The sequence below is a fragment of the Streptomyces sp. NPDC000345 genome (genome assembly GCF_042898825.1).
In the GTDB taxonomy this organism is placed as follows: domain Bacteria; phylum Actinomycetota; class Actinomycetes; order Streptomycetales; family Streptomycetaceae; genus Streptomyces.
Map to the genome: position 1 here is coordinate 449,966 of NZ_JBIAZE010000005.1, position 19,381 is coordinate 469,346.

The following is a 19,381-nucleotide window of genomic DNA, read 5'->3' on the forward strand; positions in this document are numbered from 1 at the left end:
CAGGGACCCATGCGTATTCAGGTGAGGCGCACGGGCGGTTTCGCGGGCATCGAGCGGCAGGCCGAGGTGGGCACCTCGGGGCGGCCCGATGCCCAGGAGTGGCACACCCTGGCCGAGCAGGCGGTCGCCGCCGGGCAGGGCGTGCCGCCCCTGGGCGTGCCCGACGGATTCAGCTACGAGATCACGGTGGACGGGAAGACGGTGTACGCGGCCGATCCCGCACTCACCCCCGAGCAGCGGGAGCTCATCTCCCGCGTGCTCAGGGAAGGGGCGTGAGGGCTGGGCCGGGACAGGGGCGCAACTGGTAGTTCACGCCTGGACGTTGACTTCCTTACCCGGCGGTAAGGATGATCCCGCCCATGGCGAACGATCCGCGCGACGCGGCGCACCCGATACCCCAGTTCCCGGCCGGCTTCCTGTGGGGTGTGTCCACCTCCGCCCATCAGATCGAGGGCGCGGTGGACCGGCGCGAGCCGTCCGTGTGGGACACCTTCACGGCCGAGCCGGGGCGGGTGAAGGACGGCTCGACGGCGGCGGTGGCCTGCGACCACTTTCACCGCTACCGCGAGGACGTGGCCCTGCTGTCGGGGCTCGGCGTGGACGCGTACCGCTTCTCGGTCTCCTGGCCCCGGGTGAACTCCCCCGGCGGCCTGGACTTCTACGACCGTCTCGTCGACGAGCTGCTGACGGCGGGCGTCCGTCCCGTCCCGACCCTGTTCCACTGGGACCTGCCGGCGGACCTGGACTGGCTGGAACGGGACACGGCGTCCCGGTTCGCCGAGTACGTGTCGGTGGTGGTGGACCGGCTGGGCGACCGGGTGCAGAAGTGGATCACCCTCAACGAGCCCGCCGAACACACCCTGCTGGGCCACGCCCTCGGCACCCACGCCCCGGGCAGGCAGCTCCTCTTCGACGCGCTCCCGGTGGCCCACCACCAGTTGCTGGCCCACGGTCTCGCCGTACGGGCCCTGCGCGCGGCCGGTGCCACGGACATCGGCGTCGCCAACTCCCACGGCCCCACCTGGCCCGCCTCCCGGGAACCGGCCGACGTGGAGGCGGCGGCCTTCTACGACGTCCTGCTGAACCGCCTGTTCGCCGAACCGCTCCTGCTGGGCGAGTACCCCGAGGGGCTCGGCGAGCTGATGCCCGGGGACGTGGCGGCCGACCTCAAGGTCATCGGCGAGCCCCTCGACTGGTACGGCGTCAACTACTACGCGCCGACCCGGGTGGGCGCCCCGCAGGGCACGGAGATCGAGTTCGGCGGGATCCGCATGCCGGCCGACCTGCCCTTCTCCGTCCAGGACATCGAGGGCGTCCCGGTGACCGACTTCGGCTGGCCGGTCGTCCCCGAGGGCCTGACCGAGCTGCTGACCACCTTCAAGGACCGCTACGGCGACCGCCTCCCGCCCGTGGTCATCACGGAGAACGGCTGCTCCTACGAGGGCGTCGACGACCAGGCCCGCATCGCGTACCTCGACGGCCACATCCGGGCCCTGCACCGGGCGCTGGAGGCGGGGGTGGACGTACGCGGCTACTTCGTGTGGTCCCTCCTGGACAACTTCGAGTGGGCGGAGGGCTACGCGCGCCGGTTCGGCCTCGTCCACGTCGACTACGCCACCCAGACCCGGACCCCGAAGGCGTCGTACCGCTGGCTGCGGGACGTGCTGCGGGCGCAGAGATGACGACCGCCGGCCGGGCCCCGGCCGCCGCGCTGGCCGAGCCCGTCGAGCGGGTGAGCCGGGGCTGGTCCTCGGCCCTCTCCCTCGCCAACGGGGCGATCTGGGTGGGCTGGTACGGCCCGCTGCAGATCCTGCTCGCCTCCCAGGCCGAGGACTTCGCGCCCGGCTCCGGCCTGTCGAAGGAGACCATGCTGGCCTGGGTGACCGGCACGGGCGCCCTCGTGTCGCTGGTGGCGAACCCGCTCTTCGGCGCCCTGTCGGACCGCACGACCTCCCGGTACGGCCGCCGTACGCCGTGGATCGTGGCGGGCGCGGCGGGCGGCGCCCTCTCCCTGCTGCTGCTCGCGGCGGCGGACGGGGTGTGGACGATGGCGCTGGGCTGGTGCCTGGTGCAGCTCACCCTGAACGCGGCCTTCGCGGCGGTGACCGCCGCCGTCCCGGACCGTGTCCCCCGGCTCCAGCGGGGTTCCGTGGGCGGCTGGCTCGGTGTCGCGCAGGTGCTCGGCGTGGTCGGCGGGACGGCGCTCGCCACGGCCGCCGGGGGTGTGGGCGCCGGGTACGCCGCGTGCGCGGCGTTCACGGCGGTGGGCGTGCTGCCGTACGTCCTGCGGTTCGAGGACCTGCGGCTTGCGGCGGAGGACCGGCCGCCCTGGTCCTGGCGCGGCTTCCTGGCGGGCTTCTGGCTCAGCCCGCGCCGCCATCCCGACCTGGGCTGGGCCTGGCTGACCCGGTTCCTGATGAACCTGAGCAACGCGCTGGTGCTGCTGTACCTGCTCTACTACCTGCGGGACCGCCTCCACCACGCCGACCCCGAGCACGGCGTGCTGATCCTGACGGCCGTGAACGGGGTGACGCTGCTCGCCACGGTCGTCGTGGGAGGCGTCTGGTCGGACCGGGTGGGCCGGCGCAAGCCGTTCGTGATCTGGTCCGGCGTGCTGATGGCGGTGGCGACGGCGGGGCTGGCGGCCTGGCAGACCTGGCCGGGTGCCGTCGTGGCCGCGGCGGTCCTCGGGATCGGCTTCGGCGTGTTCACCTCCGTGGACTTCGCGCTGATGACGGACGTGCTGCCGAAGGCCCTGGACCGGGGCAAGGACCTCGGCGTCATCAACGTCGCCAACGCCCTGCCCCAGGTCGCGGCCCCTGTCCTCGCCGCGCCGATCGTCACGTACCTGGGCGGCTACCGGGTGCTGTACCTGGTGGCGGCGCTGGTCGGACTGGCGGGGGCGGTGCTGGTGGGGCGGATCAGGGGCGTCGACTAGGGCCTGTCGCCGTCCCGGGGCTCCGGTGTCACAGGGCTCCCGCGTCCCGGGCGGACCAGACGGTCGGGTGGATCGGGCGGAAGCCGAGGTCCCGGCGGATCCGCCGGGTGGACATGACCCCGAACCAGGGGTCGGGGTCCGTGCGGGTCCGGAGCTCGGCGGGAACCTCCACGCCGTTGAGCTGGTGCAGCTCGACCGCCGTCACGGGAGCGTCGTCGGCGATGTTGTAGACCGGGCGGGTCACCCCCGGCGCGTGCAGGAGACGCAGCAGCCCCTGGGCGACGTCCGCGTGGTGGGCCATCTGCAGCCGCTGGGCCGCCGCCCAGGTCCCGGCCCAGCCCGCCCGGGCACGGAGGCCCATGAGCGGCTGCGGCTGCTGAGGGTGGTGGGGCTGCAGGACATGTCCCCCGGGGAGGCGGCTCCCGGCCGGACCGGCTAGAACCCCAGCTTGCGCAGCTGCTTCGGGTCGCGCTGCCAGTCCTTGGCCACCTTGACGTGGAGGTCCAGGAACACCGGGGTGCCGAGCAGCGCCTCGATCTGCTTGCGGGACTTGATGCCGACGTCCTTCAGCCGGCGGCCCTTGGGGCCGATGATGATGCCCTTCTGGCTCGGCCGCTCGATGTAGAGGTTCGCGTGGATGTCGAGGAGCGGCTTGTCGGCGGGGCGGTCCTCGCGGGGGAGCATCTCCTCGACGACGACCGCGATGGAGTGCGGCAGCTCGTCGCGCACGCCCTCCAGGGCGGCCTCACGGATCAGCTCGGCCACCATCACCTGCTCGGGCTCGTCGGTCAGGTCGCCCTCGGGGTAGAGGGCGGGGCCCTCCGGGAGCATCGGGACCAGGAGGTCCGCCAGCAGGTCCACCTGCCGGTCGCCGACCGCCGAGACCGGGATGATCTCCGCCCACTCGATGCCCAGCTCCTTGCCGAGCTGGTCGATGGCGATGAGCTGCTCGGCGAGCGCCTTGGAGTCCACGAGGTCGGTCTTCGTGACGACGGCGACCTTCGGGGTCTTCTTGATCCCGGCCAGTTCCTTGGCGATGAAGCGGTCGCCGGGACCGAGCTTCTGGTCGGCGGGCAGGCAGAAGCCGATCACGTCGACCTCCGCCCAGGTGGTGCGGACCACGTCGTTGAGGCGCTCGCCGAGCAGGGTGCGCGGCTTGTGCAGGCCCGGGGTGTCGACCAGGATCAGCTGGGCGTCCGGACGGTGCACGATGCCCCGCACCGTGTGCCGGGTGGTCTGGGGGCGGTTGGAGGTGATCGCCACCTTCTGCCCGACCAGAGCGTTCGTGAGGGTGGACTTGCCCGCGTTGGGGCGGCCCACGAAGCAGGCGAAGCCGGCGCGGTGAAGGGTCCCGGCCGGCTGCTCGGATGACTGGTTACGAACGCTCATGCCGCCCATTCTCCCTGATCCATCAAGCCCCGCCGCACATACGAGCGGCAGCGCCCCTCCCGGTGAGCTCCCGGAAACCTGTGCGCAACGAAACGTCGCGGAAACACACCCGTACGCAAGCGGAAACCAGGACCGGTGAACCTCTGACGAGCCCCCGTACCGATGGAGACCCCGTGACGACCCTCGCCGCCGCACACGTCGACACCGGCGACACCGCCTGGCTGCTCGCCGCCACCGCGCTCGTCCTGCTGATGACCCCGGGTCTGGCCCTCTTCTACGGCGGCATGGTCCGCACGAAGAGCGTGCTCAACATGCTCATGATGAGCTTCGTGTCGATCGCGCTGGTCACGGTGGTGTGGCTGGCGGCCGGCTACTCCCTCGCCTTCGGGGAGGACGCCGGGGGCGGCCTCATCGGCGGGCTCGAGCACGCCGGTATGTCCGGCCTCGGCCCGGACAGCGTCCAGGGCACCGTCCCCACCGTTCTCTTCGCCACCTTCCAGCTCACCTTCGCGATCATCACGGCGGCGCTCATCAGCGGCGCGATCGCGGACCGCGCCAGGTTCGCCGCCTGGCTGGTGTTCGTGCCCGTCTGGGCGCTGCTCGTATACGTTCCCGTCACCCACTGGGTCTGGGGGCCCGGCGGCTGGATCCTGGACCGGCTCGGCGCCCTGGACTTCGCGGGCGGTCTGCCGGTCGAGATCACCTCCGGTGCCTCGGGGCTGGCGCTCTGCCTGGTCCTCGGTCCCCGTCTCGGCTTCAAGAAGGACGCGATGCGTCCGCACAACCTGCCCATGGTGGTGCTGGGCGCGGGCCTGCTCTGGTTCGGCTGGTTCGGCTTCAACGCGGGCTCGGCCCTCGGCGCCAACGGCCTCGCCGCCGCGGCCTTCCTCAACACCCTCGCCGCCGGCTGCACCGGCCTGCTGGGCTGGCTCTTCGTCGAGCAGAGGCGCGACGGCCACCCGACGACGCTGGGTGCCGCCTCTGGCGCCGTGGCCGGTCTGGTCGCGATCACGCCCTCCTGCGGCTCGGTCTCGCTGCTCGGCGCCCTGGCGGTCGGCCTGGCCGCCGGTGTCGTCTGCTCCTACGCCGTGAGCTGGAAGTTCAAGCTGAACTACGACGACTCGCTCGACGTCGTCGGCGTCCACCTGGTCGGCGGCGTCATCGGCACCCTCCTCATCGGCGTCTTCGCGGTCGACACCATGACCGGCGGCGCGGAGGGCCTGCTCTACGGCGGTGGCCTCACCCAGCTCGGGAAGCAGCTGGTGGCCGTGGCCGTCGTGGCGGCCTACGCCTTCGGCGTCACCTACGGCATCGGCAAGCTGCTCGACCGCACGATCGGCTTCCGGGCGGACGAGGACCAGGAGCACACCGGCCTGGACCTTACGGTCCACGCCGAGACCGCATACGATCACGGCGTCCTGGGCCACGGTGCCCCGGTCGGACACTCCGTCCTCCCCTCCGCCCAGAAGGTCAAGCCGCAGGCATGAAGCTCATCACCGCGATCGTCAAGCCCTACCGCCTCGACGAGGTCAAGACGGCCCTGCAGGAGCTCGGCGTCCACGGTATGACCGTGACCGAGGCCAGCGGGTACGGCCGCCAGCGCGGCCACACCGAGGTCTACCGGGGGGCCGAGTACCAGGTCGACCTCGTGCCGAAGGTCCGTATCGAGGTGGTCGTGGACGACGCGGAGTCGGAGGCCGTGATCGACGCGATCGTGCGCGCCGCGCAGACCGGGAAGATCGGGGACGGAAAGGTGTGGGCGCTGCCGGTGGAGACGGTGGTGCGGGTCCGCACGGGCGAGCGCGGACCCGACGCGCTCTAGGGGTGTGCCGACAGTCCTGTGCGGTGCCCGGGGTGTCCGGTGCGTGCCCTCGGCGTGCCGGACGAAAGCCCACGCACGGGGCGTACTCGGGCTTTCGGCCGGTGCGGCGGCGGGGTACCTCCCGCTTGAGCGAAGCCGGGAGCGGGGGAGCGTGCCGGCCGCCGCGGGTGCTGTGCGGGCCTTCGCGACACCCCCTAGCCTCCGGCGGATCGGCCGGCTTCCGGCTGCGGGTGCGCGGGGGCCGGTCGCGCCCCGCGGCGGAGCCGCATGACGGCACGGCCCCGCGCCCCTGCGCGGCGCCGCCGGAGCAGCAGCCACACCCCTGCCGCGGTCCCCGCCACCGCCGCCGCCACCACGAGCCACGGCACCGCCACGAACGACGCCGTCGCCGACTCCTTCGTGTCCTTGGCCGTCGCCGTCAGCTTCACGTCCGCCCGGTCCAGCTGGGGGGCGCTCCGCCAGGTTTCGGTGAGCCGGACGCGCTGGCCGGGGAGCAGCTGGGAGGGGATCTTCTTCAGGTCGCGGGTCAGGAGTGTACGGCCGAAGAGGCCGCTCGCCTTCAGCTCCACCTTCGGTTCGAGGGTGACGTTCCCGGTGTTGTGCAGGGTGTAGGAGATCGTCGCCGTGCTGGCGCCGAGGCCGGGGACGAGGGGCTGGTGGTGGCTGACATGGACGTTCTCTACGGCGAGCGCGGGGAGCCTGGGGCCGCCGACGGTGAGGTAGACACGGGCGCCGACCGCCCGCTGTACGCCGAGGGCGACCGAGCCGTCGCCGCGGTCGATCCGCTCGTCGAGGGCGACGATCGCGCCGGGGTGGTCGCCGGGCTCGGCGCCCTGGGGCACCTTGACGGTGAACGGCACGGTGACCGTCCTGTGGCCGGGGACCGTGACCCGTTCCTTCGGCAGCTCGGCCCACGCGCCCACACCCCGCATGCGCTCTCCCGGTGACTTCACGGCGAAGCCGCCGTCACGCGCGGTGTTGTAGGCGTCGGCGGCGTACAGCCGGAAGGTGAGGGGCTTGCCGGTCTTGTTGGCGACGACGACCTTGTCCTCGACCGTCTGGCCGGGGTCGGCGGAGACGTAGAAGTACGGCCGTGCGGCGACGGCCGAGGAGAGGGGATAGACGGACCAGCTCCCGTTGTCGGCGGCCCGGGCGGGCGCGGCGGGCAGCAGGCCCAGGAGGAGCGGCAGGAGGAGGACGTACGGCTTGCGCAGCAGCATGGGTGCGGACCCCCACAGACGTACCACGGGTGATGGAACGGGCTCGGTGGACGGGCGGGTGCGGGCCTGTGGGGCGGCCGCCCGGCCACCGCGGGGACGGGTGGGTCAGGTGAGCGTGAGCGTCAGGACGCCGGCGTACGCGCCCGGGGGTGTGAACGCCGGTACGTCGAGGGAGAGTCCGGCACTCGCGGTGAACTCACCGCCGGTGAGCGTGCCGTCCGGCGCGGACGCCAGGGTCGCCCCCGCCCCGCCCACGACGCCGGGCGACCCGGCCTGACAGGTGCTCGGGCTGCCCGCCTTGGTGGTGCACGCGGGGGTCCAGCTCAGCTTGCCGGCGTCGATCTTGGCGCCGGGTCCGCTGAAGTCGGTGACCTTGCCGGTCAGGGACCAGCCCGCGGGCCCGCCGCGGTAGTCCTTGACCGTCACCGTGTTGAGGTCGCCGGTCGAGGGGTCGCCGGAGCCGAAGTCGACCGTGGACATCGTGACGCTGTCCCCGGCCTGCGCCATCGACAGGTCGCCCGCCTTCACGGTCGCCGTCAGCCGCTGACTGCCCTCGGGTACGGGCGTGTCGTCGATGACGACGTACGCGGCGGGCGGGGTCCCCAGCTCGGCGGTCCAGGCGCTGCCCTCGTACGCCACCACACCGGTCGTGGTGGGGTCGTTGACGACGAGCGACCCGGAGATGCCGCCCGAGGAGCCCGCGGTGACGGTGGTCCGGTCCGCGGTCGGGTCGGATCCCGACCGCCCGGCCACGGTGACCGTCGCGCCCGGGGTGAAGCCGCCGCCCGTGAAGGTGACGGGGTCACCCGGGGCTCCGGAGGCCGAACCGAGGCCGAGGTTGCGGGTGTTGGCCGGGGGGTTGTCGGCCGCGGTGACCGTCTCCGACACCGGGGCGGGCGGGTTGGTCACCGTGCAGACGGTGTCCAGTTCCAGGATGTAGCTGGTGTGGATGTTGTAGTCGCCGGGTGCGAGGGTGATCGCGCCGGGCGAGGTGACCGTGAACGTGCCGGTCATCGAGAACGACGGGAAGGCGGCCTTGCCCGGCACCGGGTCGTTCTTCCTCGGGCCCGCGACGGTGACGTCTCCGGCCTGGGCGCCGCCCAGGGTGACCTTGCCCGTCGGCGTCATGATGTCGGCCGGCAGGTCGATCGCGGTGGGGTTGGCCGCGGCGGCCGTGACCACCGTGTACGTCACGGTGACGGTGTCGCCGACCTCGGGGCTGGTGTTGTCCACCGTGATCCTCGCGGTGGTGGTGCCGTCGATCGGCGGGAGGCCCGCGATCGCGGGCGGGATGCAGTGCGTCGCGAAGTCCACGTCGGTCGCGGCGCCGGCCGGGCACGCCAGCGCCCCGCCCGCGGTCACCGCGAGCGCGGTCGCCCCGAGCAGCGACGCCCAGCGCCGTCTTCGGGAACTGCGGCCATTTCGGGGTGAACCCATGTTTGCCCCCTCCTCCGGGGTGCGGGCGCAGCGGCTCTTCTGCGCCGACAGGGGGCATTGACGGGCGGATCGCGAGAGAAGTCAATGGACTCGGCGGCAGAAACTGATGAACCGTCAGCTTCCTGATGCTGCTCGGAAACTGACGGTCCGTCAATCCGGTTTCCGGCCGCTATCAGTCGAACACGAACGGACCCGGTGCCTGCGCCGTGCTGGTCGTACAGGTGAGGGTGATGCCGAGGACCACCATCTTCAGCGATCCGCCGTTGAAGTCGAGCTTGTCACCCGAGGCCACGGTGCCGGGCAGCGGGCCGACCGTGATCGAGGCGCCGGCCGCCATGGCCGGGTTGACGGAACCGCTGAAGACACGTGCGGAACCGGTCGAGTTCGCCATCGTGAGCGTCGAACTGATGCTGTTGGCGCCGAGCGCGATGGGGGTGGTGATCGCGGAGGAGGTGAGGGTGATGGTGGCCGAGGTACCGGACTGCGTGGCGGTGAGCGTGGCCGCACCACCGCCGAAGATGCCGCAGCTCGCGGTGATGGTGGCCGTCGTCGGGGTCACCGCGGCGGCCGAGGGCGCGAACACCAGCCCGGTGACCGCGAGGGCCCCGGCCAGCAGTGCCGCACCTGATCCGATTCGCTTGCTCATGGGATTCCGGCTCCTTCCCGGATGTGGGGAGACGGACGGCCGGAACGGGACGGTGGGTGCGGTCACCGGGCCCGGTGGGGGGTGGATCTGACGGTCCGTCGGAAGTTACGGGTCCCATTGACGCGGGAGCGGTGCGGGAAGGGCAAGGTTGAATTCCGGCCGAGTTGGAACCGGGGTCCAGGGGGCAGAGCCCCCTGGTGCCTCAGCCGGCGGAAAGGGTCAGCCGGACCGTCCCGTCCGGCGAAGCCACCAGCACCGAAGTCCCCGGCCCGCCGAGATCGCGCACGGCGGCGAGATCGTCCTCGGCGGCGCCCTCCGCTTCGGTCACCACGGCCGCCGCCTCCAGGGACGCCGCTCCCGAGGCCACCGCCATCGCCACCGCCGTCCGCAGCGCGCTCAGCTTCAGCGACGGCAGGCCGACCGTCCCGGCGACATACGTACGTCCCGTCTCGTCCCGTACGGCGGCCCCCTCCGGCACGCCGTTGCGGGCCCGCGCGGAACGGGCCAGGGTGACGATCTTGCGGTCCTCGGGGTCAAGCGCGCTGCTCTCGGTCATGCCCCGAGCATACGAAGTACCCGACCCCTCAGCCCGCCACGGGGTACATCGCGCCCCGCCGCCCCTCCGGCGAGGCCAGCCACTCCAGCTTCGCCGCGGTGTTCGCCTCGTCCAGCGGCGTGTGCAGCACGATCATCAGATCCGGCCGGGCCGGCACCTTCATCGCCGTACTCTCCACACACAGCAGACCGACCAGCGGATGGTCGAGCTCCTTGCGGACCACGCCCGCGTCCTGGATGTCCCGCTCGTCCCACAGCCGGGCGAAGTCCGGGCCGGCCGTCTCCCGCAGCTCGGCGAGCACCGCCTGGAACCCCTCGTCGTCGGGGCAGGCCGAGCAGGCGGCCCGGAACTGCGCGACGACCGTGCGCGCGTTGCGCTCCCAGCTCTTCGTACGGGACCGGTACAGCGGGTCGGTGAAGAAGTCGACGAGGCAGTTCTGCCTGATGCCGGGCCGCATGCCGAGCACCCAGGTCGCGGCCTCGTTGTAGATCACACAGTTGTAGTACCGGTCCATGATGTGGGCCGGAAACGGCATCCACGCGTCGATCAGCCGCCGCAGCCCCTCGCAGCCGTGGTCCGGCGCCGGCTCGGGCGCGGGCGGGTTCAGCCCCGCGAGGACGTAGAGATGGCGCCGCTCGGGGTTGCTGAGCCGCAGCACCCGGGCCACGGAGTCCAGGACCTGCGGGGAGACGGAGATGTCCCGCCCCTGCTCCAGCCACTGGTACCAGGAGGCACCCACCCCGGCGAGCACGGCGACCTCCTCGCGCCGCAGCCCCGGCGTACGCCGCCGCGCCCCGCCGTCCGGCAGCCCGGCCTCGGCCGGACTGACCCGGGCCCGCCTGCTCATCAGAAACTCGCGCAGTTCGCTCAGCCGACGGCTCTTCACCGCGTCCGTCGTTCCGCCTTCAGGCACGTGCCGCTCCCCCGGGCCGTATCTGGTGGTGCCACCACCACCATAAGTTCCGACTCCCCACGAGTATTCCGGCCGCCGGAAGCTCTTGCCATGGCGATCGACACCACCCCGTCCACCTCCACCTCCCTCCCCGAGACGCCCGGCGCCCCACGGCTGTCGGCGCGTGACCGGCTCGTCCTCTTCGTCCTGTGCGCGGCCCAGTTCATGGTCGCGCTCGACTTCTCCGTCCTGAACGTGGCACTGCCGGTGCTGGGTGCCGACCTGGGCATGAGCACCTCCGCCCTGCAGTGGGCGGTCACCGCCTTCGCGCTCCCCTCCGGCGGCTTCCTGCTCCTGTTCGGCCGCATGGGCGACCTCTACGGCCGCCGCAGGCTGTTCCTCGCCGGTCTGGCCCTGTTCGGCACGGCCTCACTGCTCGCCACCTTCGCCTGGGACCCCGCGTCCTTCCTCACCGGACGGGCCCTGCAGGGCCTGGGCGCGGCGGCGATCGTGCCGACGGGCATGTCCCTGCTGACCACGACGTTCCCGGAGGGCCCGGCCCGCGACCGCGCCCTCGGCATCTCGGGCACCCTGCTGTCGCTGGGCTTCACGGTCGGCATGGTGGCCGGCGGCGTCCTGACCGACACGCTCGGCTGGCGCTCCACGATGGGCCTGCTCACCGTCTTCGCCCTGGTCGTGCTGCCCCTCGCCCCCGGCCTGCTGCCCGAGTCCCGCACTCCGGAACGCCCGCGCCTGGACGTGCCCGGCGCGGTGACGGTGACCACCGGTCTGCTCTCCCTGATCTACGCCCTGTCGACGGCCGCCGACCACGGCTTCGGCCGCACGGACGTGATCGCGACCCTGATCGCGGGCGTCCTGTTCCTCAGCGCGTTCGTCGCGGTCGAGTCCCGTACCCGCGCGCCCCTGGTCTCGCTGCCCATGCTGCGCCGCCGCACGGTGGCCTGGGGGAACCTCGGCGGCCTGGTCACCTTCTCGATGATGTCGACGGTCGTCTTCGTGCTGACCCTGTACCTCCAGGAGACCCTGCGTCTGTCGGCCTTCGAGACCGGGCTGGTCTTCGGCGTCCAGGGCGTGCTGTCGGTGGTCGCCGGCACCTGCGCCCCGAAGGTCATCGGCCGCCACGGCGCCCGCCGCACCCTCGTCGGCTCCCTCACCGGGCAGGGTGTCCTGGTCGCCGCCCTGCTGGCCCTGGACACCCACACCTGGTCGGTCTGGCTCGCGACGGCCGCCGTCTCCCTGGCCAGCATGTGCCACCTGGGCGCGATCATCTCGTACGGCCTGACGGTCACCTCGGGTGTCCCGGACGAGGAGCAGGGCCTGGCGACCGGCCTGGTCACCTCGACGCAGCAGGTCGGCATCACGGTGGGCATCCCGCTCCTCGGCGTCCTGGCCACGACCTCGGACGACCTGCTGGCCGGGGTCCACACGGTCCTGGCCCTGGATGCGGGCATCGTGCTGGCGGCGGCGCTGCTCGTGGGGCTGGGGCTGCGGGGACGCGCCGGCTCCCGCTGACCGGGCGGTGACGGCCGCCCGCGCCTCAGGGGCGGTCGAGCCGCAGCCGCTCCGCGCGCGGCAGTCCGGCCACCACCAGGTCGTAGGAGTCCTCGATCAGCTCCCGGACCAGGCGGTCCGGGAGGCCGCCGTCGGCGGTCACCGTGTTCCAGTGGCGCTTGTTCATGTGGTAGCCGGGGGCGATCAGACCGGGGTGCTCGGTGCGCAGCCGGACCGCGTCCTCGGGGTCGCACTTGAGGTTGACCTTCAGGGGCCGCTCGTCCGTCCAGCTCAGTGCGAACATCTTGCCGCCGACCTTGAAGACCGAGATCTCCGGGCGGAACGGGAAGTCCTCCACCACCGCGTCGAAGGACAGACAGAAGGCGCGCAACTCCTGCGGGGTCACTCCGGTTTCGTCTCCTCCCGCGGTGGACCGGCCGGCTCCACCGGCTCCACCAGCACCGTCACGATCTTGTTCCGGCGGCCCGCGGCCGCCTCGGCGGTCAGGCGCAGGGCGCGGCCGTCCGGGAGGTCGACCACGCCGGACGCCCCGGCGATGGGGACCCGGCCCAGGGCCTTGGCGAGCAGGCCGCCGACGGTCTCCACGTCCTCGTCGTCGTACTCCTCCAGGCCGTACAGCTCGCCGAGGTCGGTGATGTCGAGCCGGGCGGTGACCCGGTACCGGTCGTCGCCCAGCTCCTCCACCGGCGGGAGTTCGCGGTCGTACTCGTCGGTGATCTCGCCGACGATCTCCTCGAGGATGTCCTCGATGGTGACGATCCCGGCCGTGCCGCCGTACTCGTCGATGACGACGGCGACGTGGTTGCGCTCCTGCTGCATCTCGCGCAGCAGGTCGCCGGCGTTCTTGGTGTCGGGGACGAAGGCGGCGGGCCGCATGGCCGTGGACACCAGGTCGGACTCGGCGTCGCGGCTGATGTGGGTCTTGCGCACCAGGTCCTTCAGGTACACGATCCCGACGATGTCGTCCTCGCTCTCCCCGGTCACGGGGATGCGCGAGAAGCCCGAGCGCAGGGCGAGGGTCAGGGCCTGGCGGATCGTCTTGTAGCGCTCGATGACGACCAGGTCGGTCCTGGGGACCATGACCTCCCGGACGAGGGTGTCGCCGAGCTCGAAGACGGAGTGCACCATGCGCCGCTCCTCGTCCTCGATCAGCGACTCCTTCTCGGCGAGGTCGACCAGCGCGCGCAGCTCCGCCTCGGAGGCGAACGGGCCGCGGCGGAAGCCCTTGCCGGGGGTGAGCGCGTTGCCGATGAGGATGAGCAGGGACGGGATCGGGCCCATGATCCGGGCCAGCGGGAGCAGGACGTACGCCGCAACCGTCGCCGTGTTCAGCGGGTGCTGGCGGCCGATGGTGCGCGGAGAGACCCCGACGGCGACGTACGACACGAGGACCATCACGCCGATCGCGGCGAGCAGGGCGGTGGCGGTGCCGTCGATCTCCTGCAGGCAGGCGTAGGTCACCAGCGCCGCGGCCGCCATCTCGCAGGCGACGCGGACCAGCAGCGCCACGTTCAGATAGCGGGTGGGGTCGGCGGCGATCTGGGCGAGCTTGGCGCTGCCGCGCCGTCCGGACCGTACGGCTTCCTCGGCGCGGAAGCTGGAGACGCGCGCGAGGCCCGCCTCCGCGCAGGCGGCGAGCCACGCGACGACGACCAGGGCGATCGCGCCGGAGACGAGGGTGGGGCTCATGAGACGGTCGGGGCCGGGGACGGGCCGGTCAGGCCCCTCTCCGCACGCCAGCCGTCCACGATGGCAGCCTGGAGGCCGAACATCTCGGCCTTCTCGTCGGGCTCCTCGTGGTCGTAGCCCAGCAGGTGCAGCACGCCGTGGACGGTGAGGAGCTGGAGCTCCTCGTCCATGGAGTGCTGCGTGGGCGCGTCGGCGCCCTGCCTGGCGGCGACCTCGGGACACAGCACGATGTCGCCGAGGAGGCCCTGCGGGGGCTCGTCGTCGTCCTTCGACGGCGGACGCAGTTCGTCCATCGGGAAGGACATGACGTCCGTCGGCCCCGGCAGGTCCATCCACTGGATGTGCAGCTGCTCCATGGCGTCGGCGTCCACGACGATCACCGACAGCTCGGAGAGCGGGTGGATGCGCATCCGCGCGAGCGCGTAGCGGGCGATGTCGAGGATCGCCTGCTCGTCGACCTCGGTTCCGGACTCGTTGTTGACGTCGATCGACATGGTGCTGCTGTGTCTACTTCCCCTTGTGCCCGGACTGCCGGCCCCGGCCGCCCTTGTGGGTGCCGTTCTCGGTGCCGTGCTTGCTGTCGTACTGCTCGTACGCGTCGACGATACGGCCGACCAGCTTGTGCCGTACGACGTCCTGGGACGACAGGCGGGAGAAGTGGACGTCGTCGAGGCCCTCCAGGATGTCCTGGACCTGACGCAGACCGGACTTGGTGCCGTTCGGCAGGTCGACCTGCGTCACGTCACCCGTGATCACGATCTTCGAGTCGAAGCCGAGACGGGTGAGGAACATCTTCATCTGCTCGGGGCTCGTGTTCTGGGCCTCGTCCAGGATGATGAAGGCGTCGTTGAGGGTGCGGCCGCGCATGTACGCCAGCGGCGCGACCTCGATCGTGCCCGCGGCCATGAGCCTCGGGATGGAGTCCGGGTCGAGCATGTCGTGCAGCGCGTCGTACAGCGGGCGCAGATAGGGGTCGATCTTCTCGTACAGGGTGCCCGGGAGGAAGCCGAGACGCTCGCCGGCCTCGACCGCGGGGCGGGTCAGGATGATCCGGTTGACCTGCTTGGACTGCAGGGCCTGGACCGCCTTGGCCATGGCCAGATACGTCTTGCCGGTACCGGCGGGGCCGATGCCGAAGACGATCGTGTGCTTGTCGATCGCGTCGACGTACCGCTTCTGGTTGAGGGTCTTCGGTCTGATGGTGCGGCCGCGCGAGGACAGGATGTTCTGCGTCAGAACCTCGGCCGGGGTCTCCTGGCCGTCACTCGTCCCGTTCTCACTCGCCCGCAGCATGGCGATCGAGCGTTCCACTGCGTCCTCCGTCATCGGCTGCCCGGTGCGGAGCACCAGCATCATCTCGTCGAACAGGCGCTGGATGAGAGCGACTTCCCGTGCGTCGCCGACCGCGCTGATCTCGTTGCCCCGGACGTGGATGTCGGCTGCCGGGAAGGCCGTCTCGATCACGCGCAGGAGGGAGTCGCCGGATCCCAGGACGGTCACCATGGGGTGCTGGGCGGGGACAGTGAACTGTGCTCTCGCCTGCCCCTGCGCGGGGCTCTGAGCTGTGGGTGTCTCAGTCATAGGCCGGCCACGAGGGCCTCTACGTCCTCCCGGATGCGTCTCGCCTGCCACAAGGGCGGCCTGGCGATTTCAAGGGTACGCCAGGGCACTGACAACTCCGTAGGGCTTTTCCTCATACCGGCGGGGGGTCAGGCCGAGCGGCGGAAACCGATCGTCGGGACCGCGCGGCGCAGCGGCCAGGGCGTGGTGGGCTCCTCCCGCGGGAGCAGGTCCTCCAGGAACGCGTACCGGCGCAGCGCCTCCGGGTCCTGGCCCTCGACCGACTGCACCCGGCGCCACCAGGCCGCGATCTCGGACCAGCCGGGGGCGGAGAGGGAGCCGCCGAACTCCTGGACCGACAGCGCCGCGGTGAGGCCGGCGAAGGCGAGGCGGTCGGCGAGCGGCCAGCCGGCGAGGGTGCCGGTGACGAAGCCGGCCACGAAGACGTCTCCCGCGCCGGTCGGATCGAGGGCCTCGACCGCGATCGCGGGGACCTCCGCCGTCTCGCCGGTCTCCCGGTCCACCGCGTACGCGCCCTCCGCGCCGAGGGTCACGACGGCGAGCGGCACGTGCTCGGTGAGGGCGTGGGCGGCGGCGCGGGGGCAGTCGGTGCCGGTGTAGCGCATGGCCTCCTCGGCGTTCGGCAGGAAGGCCTCGCAGTGCTCCAGGTCGGCGAGGCCGGCCAGGTCCCAGGCGCCGGTGTCGTCCCAGCCGACGTCGCCGAAGACGCGGGTGCCGCGGCTCGCGGCCTGGGCGATCCAGGGGGCGCGCTTGCCGGGGGTGAGGGAGGCGACGGCGGCGCGGGCGCGCGGCGGGCACTCGGGGGCGGGCTCCTCCGGGGGCGGTTCGTGGCCGTGGGACACCATGGTCCGTTCCCCCTCGTAGGCCATGGAGACGGTGACCGGCGAGTGCCAGCCGGGGACGGTCCGCGAGGGGCCGAGGTCGATGCCCTCGCCCTGGGCGAGGGCGTCCCAGCAGTACTCGCCGTAGTGGTCGTCGCCGAAGGCGGCGGCGAGGGAGGTCCTCAGGCCCAGGCGGGCGAGTGCGGTGGCCATGTTGGCGACGCCGCCGGGGCTCGATCCCATCCCGCGCGCCCACGACTCGGTCCCGCGCACCGGGGCGGAGTCGAGCCCGGTGAAGATGATGTCCAGGAAGACGGTGCCGGTGAGGTAGACGTCCCAGGGCGGATCGCCGGGGGTCCGCCGGGCGGCCAAGGGGTCGACCAGGGCGGCCTGGCCGTTCTGACGGTGGTGTCCCTCTCCGGTGGACGCGGCGGACGCGGTCACGGTGCGCTCCCTGACGTGGTGCGGATCTGGCCAGTCTGCACCACGGGGCCGACACCGTGCCGCCCGTCACGCCGGAAACGGAAGGACGCGCCGCGGGCCCGCGCCGGGCCGGCATCCGGCGCGGGCCCCTGGGACGCCGCGGGGACGCGGCGGCGGGAGCGCTACCAGCGGGGGACGGCCGGGGTGACCCAGGCGGGGTCGGCGACGCGCATCGCCGCCGCGTCGTCCCGCTCGCGCAGCGCACCGTCGTCGTCGAGCCACCGACGGTGCAGGAGACCCAGCTTCTCGCGGTCGAGTGCGACGCCGAGGCCCGGCGCGTCGGAGACGGTGACCCCGCCGCCGTCGAAGGTCAGGCGCTCGGTCAGGACGTCCTCCGACTGCCAGGGGTAGTGGGAGTCGCAGGCGTGGTGGAGGCCGGGGACGGTCGACGCGACATGGGTCATGGCGGCCAGCGAGATGCCGAGATGGGTGTTGGAGTGCATGGACACCCCGACGCCGAACGTCCGGCAGACGGCGGCGAGTTGCTGGGTGTTGCGCAGCCCGCCCCAGTAGTGGTGGTCGGAGAGGACCACCTGTACGGCGTTCCGGGTGAACGCCTCCTCGATCTCGGCGAACGTCGTGACGCACATGTTGGTGGCGAGCGGCACGTCGGTGCCCGCCGCGACCTCGGCCATGGCGGGGGTGCCGAGCGCCGGGTCCTCCAGGTACTCGAGGACGTCCCCGAGCTCCCGCGCCACCCGCAGCGAGGTCGCCACGCTCCACGCGCCGTTGGGGTCGAGCCGCAGCGGGTGCCCGGGGAAGGCCTCCGCCAGCGCCCGTACGGCGGCGATCTCCTCGTCGGGCGGGAAGACGCCGCCCTTGAGCTTGAAGGAGGTGAAGCCGTACCGCTCCTTGAACCGGCGGGCCTGCCCGACGATCCCGGCGGGGTCGAGGGCGGCGCCCCAGTCGTCCTTCTCGCAGGCCACGCCCTCGGGGTGGCCGGCCCACTTGTAGAAGAGGTAGGCGCTGTACTCGACCGTGTCCCGCACCTTGCCGCCGAGCAGCGCGTGCACGGGCAGGCCGAGCGCCTTGCCGAGGGCGTCGAGGCAGGCGACCTCGAAGGCGGAGACGACGGACAGTCGCAGTTTGTCGGCGGTCTGGACCCCGCGCAGCCCGCCCACGTCGACCTGGCCGGAGATCCGGGAGCCGTCGACGGCCACCTCGTCGGCGACGGCGGACAGCCCGTTCAGACCGGTGACCTGACGGCCGGGCAGTTTCTCGGCGAACGGGCGTGCCAGTTCCAGGTACTTGGTGTCGCCGTACGTCTCGCCGACGCCGGTGACCCCGTCCGCGGTCTCGACCTCCACGATCAGCCGGGGGGTGTACGGCTGGTGCACGCCCTGGGTGTTGAGCAGCGGCGGGTCGGCGACCAGGATCGGCGTCAGCCGTACGTCGGTGATGGTGAGGTTCACAGCGCGGCTCCCACGAGGTCGAGTCCGGTGGTCAGCAGGGTCCGAAGGGCGGCGAGGTCGGCGGCCGAGGGGTCGGTGAGCGGGGCGCGCACGGGTCCGACCGGCCGGCCGCGCAGCCGGGCCGCCGCCTTCACGAGGGACACGGCGTACCCCGGCACCCGGTCCCGCAGTTCGACGAGCGGGACGTAGAACGCGCGCAGCAGTTTGTCGACCGTGCCGCCGTCGCCGTCCCGCAGCGCCGCGAAGAAGGCGTTCGCGATCTCGGGGGCGAAGGCGTGGACGGCGGAGGAGTAGGCGGGCACGCCGACGGTGGCGTAGGCGCGGGCCTGGATCTCGGCGGTGGCGGCGCCGTTGAAGAAGAGGAAGCCCTCGGGGGCGGCGAGGGTGAGGCGCTGGAGGCGGTCGAGGTCGCTGTGGCCGTCCTTGAGGCCGATGACGGTGGGCAGGGCGGCGATGCGCCGCAGCGAGGCGGCCGTGAAGGCGACCTGGCCGCGCTGGTAGGCGATGAGCGGGAGCCGGGTGCGGGCGGCGATCTGCTCCAGCTGGGCGACGAGGCCGTCCTGCGGGGCGGCGACGAGGTAGTGCGGCAGGACGAGGAGGGCGTCGGCGCCCGCCTCCTCGGCGATCCGGGCGAAGCGGACGGCCTGCGCCCAGCCGTAGCCGGTGCCGGCGACGACGGGGATCCGGCCGGCCGCCTCCTCGACGGCGAGGGTGACGACCTGCCGGTACTCGTCCTCGTCGAGGGAGAAGAACTCGCCGGTGCCGCACGCGGGGAAGACGGCGCCGGGCGCGGTGGCGAGCTGGGCGGCGACGTGGGCGCGGAAGCCGTCGGGGGCGAGCGAGCCGTCCGCGCGGAAGCTCGTCAGCGGGAACGACAGCACGCCCCGCGCCATGCCGTCGCGCAGGCGACGTGCCGTGTCCGTTTCGAGGCTCACCCTGGCCATCTCCCCATGTAGACGACA

Annotated in this window: 19 protein-coding genes and 2 pseudogenes; 7 read left to right on the forward strand and 14 right to left on the reverse strand. The window is 72.4% G+C overall.

Translation table 11 applies throughout. The features are described from left to right. Nucleotides 1-9: 9 nt before the first annotated feature. The 3 genes from ACFY30_RS15055 (at nt 10) to ACFY30_RS15065 (ending at nt 2,938) form a co-directional block, all read left to right on the forward strand. Nucleotides 10-276, forward strand: a complete 267-nt coding sequence (locus ACFY30_RS15055; protein WP_390845626.1) for a protealysin inhibitor emfourin — start codon at nt 10-12, stop codon at nt 274-276. 83 nt (nt 277-359) lie between these two features. Further along, on the forward strand, nt 360-1,682 hold the full coding sequence (locus ACFY30_RS15060; protein ID WP_390845627.1) for a GH1 family beta-glucosidase: 1,323 nt from the start codon (nt 360-362) through the stop codon (nt 1,680-1,682). Then, nucleotides 1,679-2,938 carry an MFS transporter gene (locus ACFY30_RS15065; RefSeq protein ID WP_390845628.1) on the forward strand — a complete coding sequence of 420 codons (1,260 nt, stop codon included), beginning with the start codon at nt 1,679-1,681 and terminating at the stop codon, nt 2,936-2,938. Before ACFY30_RS15060 ends, ACFY30_RS15065 begins: the two co-directional genes overlap by 4 nt. 28 nt (nt 2,939-2,966) lie before the next feature. Here the strand turns inward: ACFY30_RS15065 and ACFY30_RS15070 are convergent. Further along, a pseudogene (locus tag ACFY30_RS15070) lies at nt 2,967-3,275 on the reverse strand (NAD(P)-dependent oxidoreductase); the annotation flags it as partial. Between ACFY30_RS15070 and ACFY30_RS15075 the strand changes: the two are divergent. Next, nucleotides 3,276-3,377: pseudogene (locus ACFY30_RS15075) on the forward strand (transcriptional regulator); the annotation flags it as partial. Here the strand turns inward: ACFY30_RS15075 and era are convergent. Next, the gene (gene era / locus ACFY30_RS15080; RefSeq protein WP_390655383.1) at nt 3,374-4,327 is read right to left on the reverse strand and encodes a GTPase Era; all 954 of its coding nucleotides are present in this window, start codon (nt 4,325-4,327) and stop codon (nt 3,374-3,376) included. The pseudogene ACFY30_RS15075 and the gene era sit on opposite strands and share 4 nt — an antisense overlap. A 173-nt stretch (nt 4,328-4,500) precedes the next feature. On the opposite strand from era, the gene ACFY30_RS15085 reads away from it, so the two are divergent. Beyond that, nucleotides 4,501-5,814, forward strand: coding sequence for an ammonium transporter (locus tag ACFY30_RS15085; RefSeq protein WP_390845629.1), 1,314 nt, complete (start codon nt 4,501-4,503; stop codon nt 5,812-5,814). Beyond that, nucleotides 5,811-6,149, forward strand: coding sequence for a P-II family nitrogen regulator (locus ACFY30_RS15090; protein ID WP_390845630.1), 339 nt, complete (start codon nt 5,811-5,813; stop codon nt 6,147-6,149). Before ACFY30_RS15085 ends, ACFY30_RS15090 begins: the two co-directional genes overlap by 4 nt. A 194-nt stretch (nt 6,150-6,343) precedes the next feature. Here ACFY30_RS15090 and ACFY30_RS15095 read toward each other — a convergent pair whose 3' ends face one another. From ACFY30_RS15095 to ACFY30_RS15115, 5 genes are all read right to left on the reverse strand, one after another. Next, nucleotides 6,344-7,363, reverse strand: a complete 1,020-nt coding sequence (locus ACFY30_RS15095) for a WxL protein peptidoglycan domain-containing protein (protein WP_390845748.1) — start codon at nt 7,361-7,363, stop codon at nt 6,344-6,346. Nucleotides 7,364-7,474: 111 nt separating this feature from the next. Further along, nucleotides 7,475-8,806 carry a beta-xylosidase gene (locus ACFY30_RS15100; protein ID WP_390845631.1) on the reverse strand — a complete coding sequence of 444 codons (1,332 nt, stop codon included), beginning with the start codon at nt 8,804-8,806 and terminating at the stop codon, nt 7,475-7,477. 172 nt (nt 8,807-8,978) lie between these two features. Next, nucleotides 8,979-9,452: a hypothetical protein gene (locus ACFY30_RS15105; RefSeq protein ID WP_390821450.1), complete on the reverse strand. Its 474-nt coding sequence runs from the start codon at nt 9,450-9,452 to the stop codon at nt 8,979-8,981. A 202-nt stretch (nt 9,453-9,654) separates the two neighbouring features. Next, nucleotides 9,655-10,008, reverse strand: coding sequence for a cytidine deaminase (locus ACFY30_RS15110; protein ID WP_390845632.1), 354 nt, complete (start codon nt 10,006-10,008; stop codon nt 9,655-9,657). Between the two features lie 28 nt (nt 10,009-10,036). Then, nucleotides 10,037-10,855 (reverse strand): helix-turn-helix transcriptional regulator, encoded by an 819-nt coding sequence (locus tag ACFY30_RS15115; RefSeq protein ID WP_390845749.1) that lies wholly within the window; start codon nt 10,853-10,855, stop codon nt 10,037-10,039. A 156-nt stretch (nt 10,856-11,011) separates the two neighbouring features. Between ACFY30_RS15115 and ACFY30_RS15120 the strand changes: the two genes are divergently transcribed. Then, nucleotides 11,012-12,433, forward strand: coding sequence for an MFS transporter (locus ACFY30_RS15120; protein WP_390845633.1), 1,422 nt, complete (start codon nt 11,012-11,014; stop codon nt 12,431-12,433). A gap of 25 nt (nt 12,434-12,458) precedes the next feature. Here the strand turns inward: ACFY30_RS15120 and ACFY30_RS15125 are convergent, their stop codons facing one another. The 7 genes from ACFY30_RS15125 to ACFY30_RS15155 form a co-directional block, all read right to left on the reverse strand. Continuing rightward, nucleotides 12,459-12,818, reverse strand: coding sequence for an MmcQ/YjbR family DNA-binding protein (locus ACFY30_RS15125; RefSeq protein WP_390845634.1), 360 nt, complete (start codon nt 12,816-12,818; stop codon nt 12,459-12,461). Further along, nucleotides 12,815-14,122 carry a hemolysin family protein gene (locus ACFY30_RS15130; protein WP_390845635.1) on the reverse strand — a complete coding sequence of 436 codons (1,308 nt, stop codon included), beginning with the start codon at nt 14,120-14,122 and terminating at the stop codon, nt 12,815-12,817. Before ACFY30_RS15130 ends, ACFY30_RS15125 begins: the two co-directional genes overlap by 4 nt. Continuing rightward, nucleotides 14,119-14,616 carry an rRNA maturation RNase YbeY gene (gene ybeY, locus ACFY30_RS15135; protein ID WP_390845636.1) on the reverse strand — a complete coding sequence of 166 codons (498 nt, stop codon included), beginning with the start codon at nt 14,614-14,616 and terminating at the stop codon, nt 14,119-14,121. The genes ACFY30_RS15130 and ybeY overlap by 4 nt, the downstream gene beginning before the upstream one ends. Before the next feature lie 13 nt (nt 14,617-14,629). Then, nucleotides 14,630-15,703, reverse strand: a complete 1,074-nt coding sequence (locus ACFY30_RS15140; protein WP_390845637.1) for a PhoH family protein — start codon at nt 15,701-15,703, stop codon at nt 14,630-14,632. A gap of 128 nt (nt 15,704-15,831) precedes the next feature. After that, nucleotides 15,832-16,968: a carbohydrate kinase family protein gene (locus ACFY30_RS15145; protein ID WP_390845638.1), complete on the reverse strand. Its 1,137-nt coding sequence runs from the start codon at nt 16,966-16,968 to the stop codon at nt 15,832-15,834. A gap of 161 nt (nt 16,969-17,129) precedes the next feature. Continuing rightward, nucleotides 17,130-18,419: a glucarate dehydratase family protein gene (locus ACFY30_RS15150; protein WP_390845639.1), complete on the reverse strand. Its 1,290-nt coding sequence runs from the start codon at nt 18,417-18,419 to the stop codon at nt 17,130-17,132. Next, nucleotides 18,416-19,363, reverse strand: a complete 948-nt coding sequence (locus tag ACFY30_RS15155) for a 5-dehydro-4-deoxyglucarate dehydratase (RefSeq protein WP_390845640.1) — start codon at nt 19,361-19,363, stop codon at nt 18,416-18,418. Before ACFY30_RS15155 ends, ACFY30_RS15150 begins: the two co-directional genes overlap by 4 nt. Nucleotides 19,364-19,381: the final 18 nt, after the last annotated feature.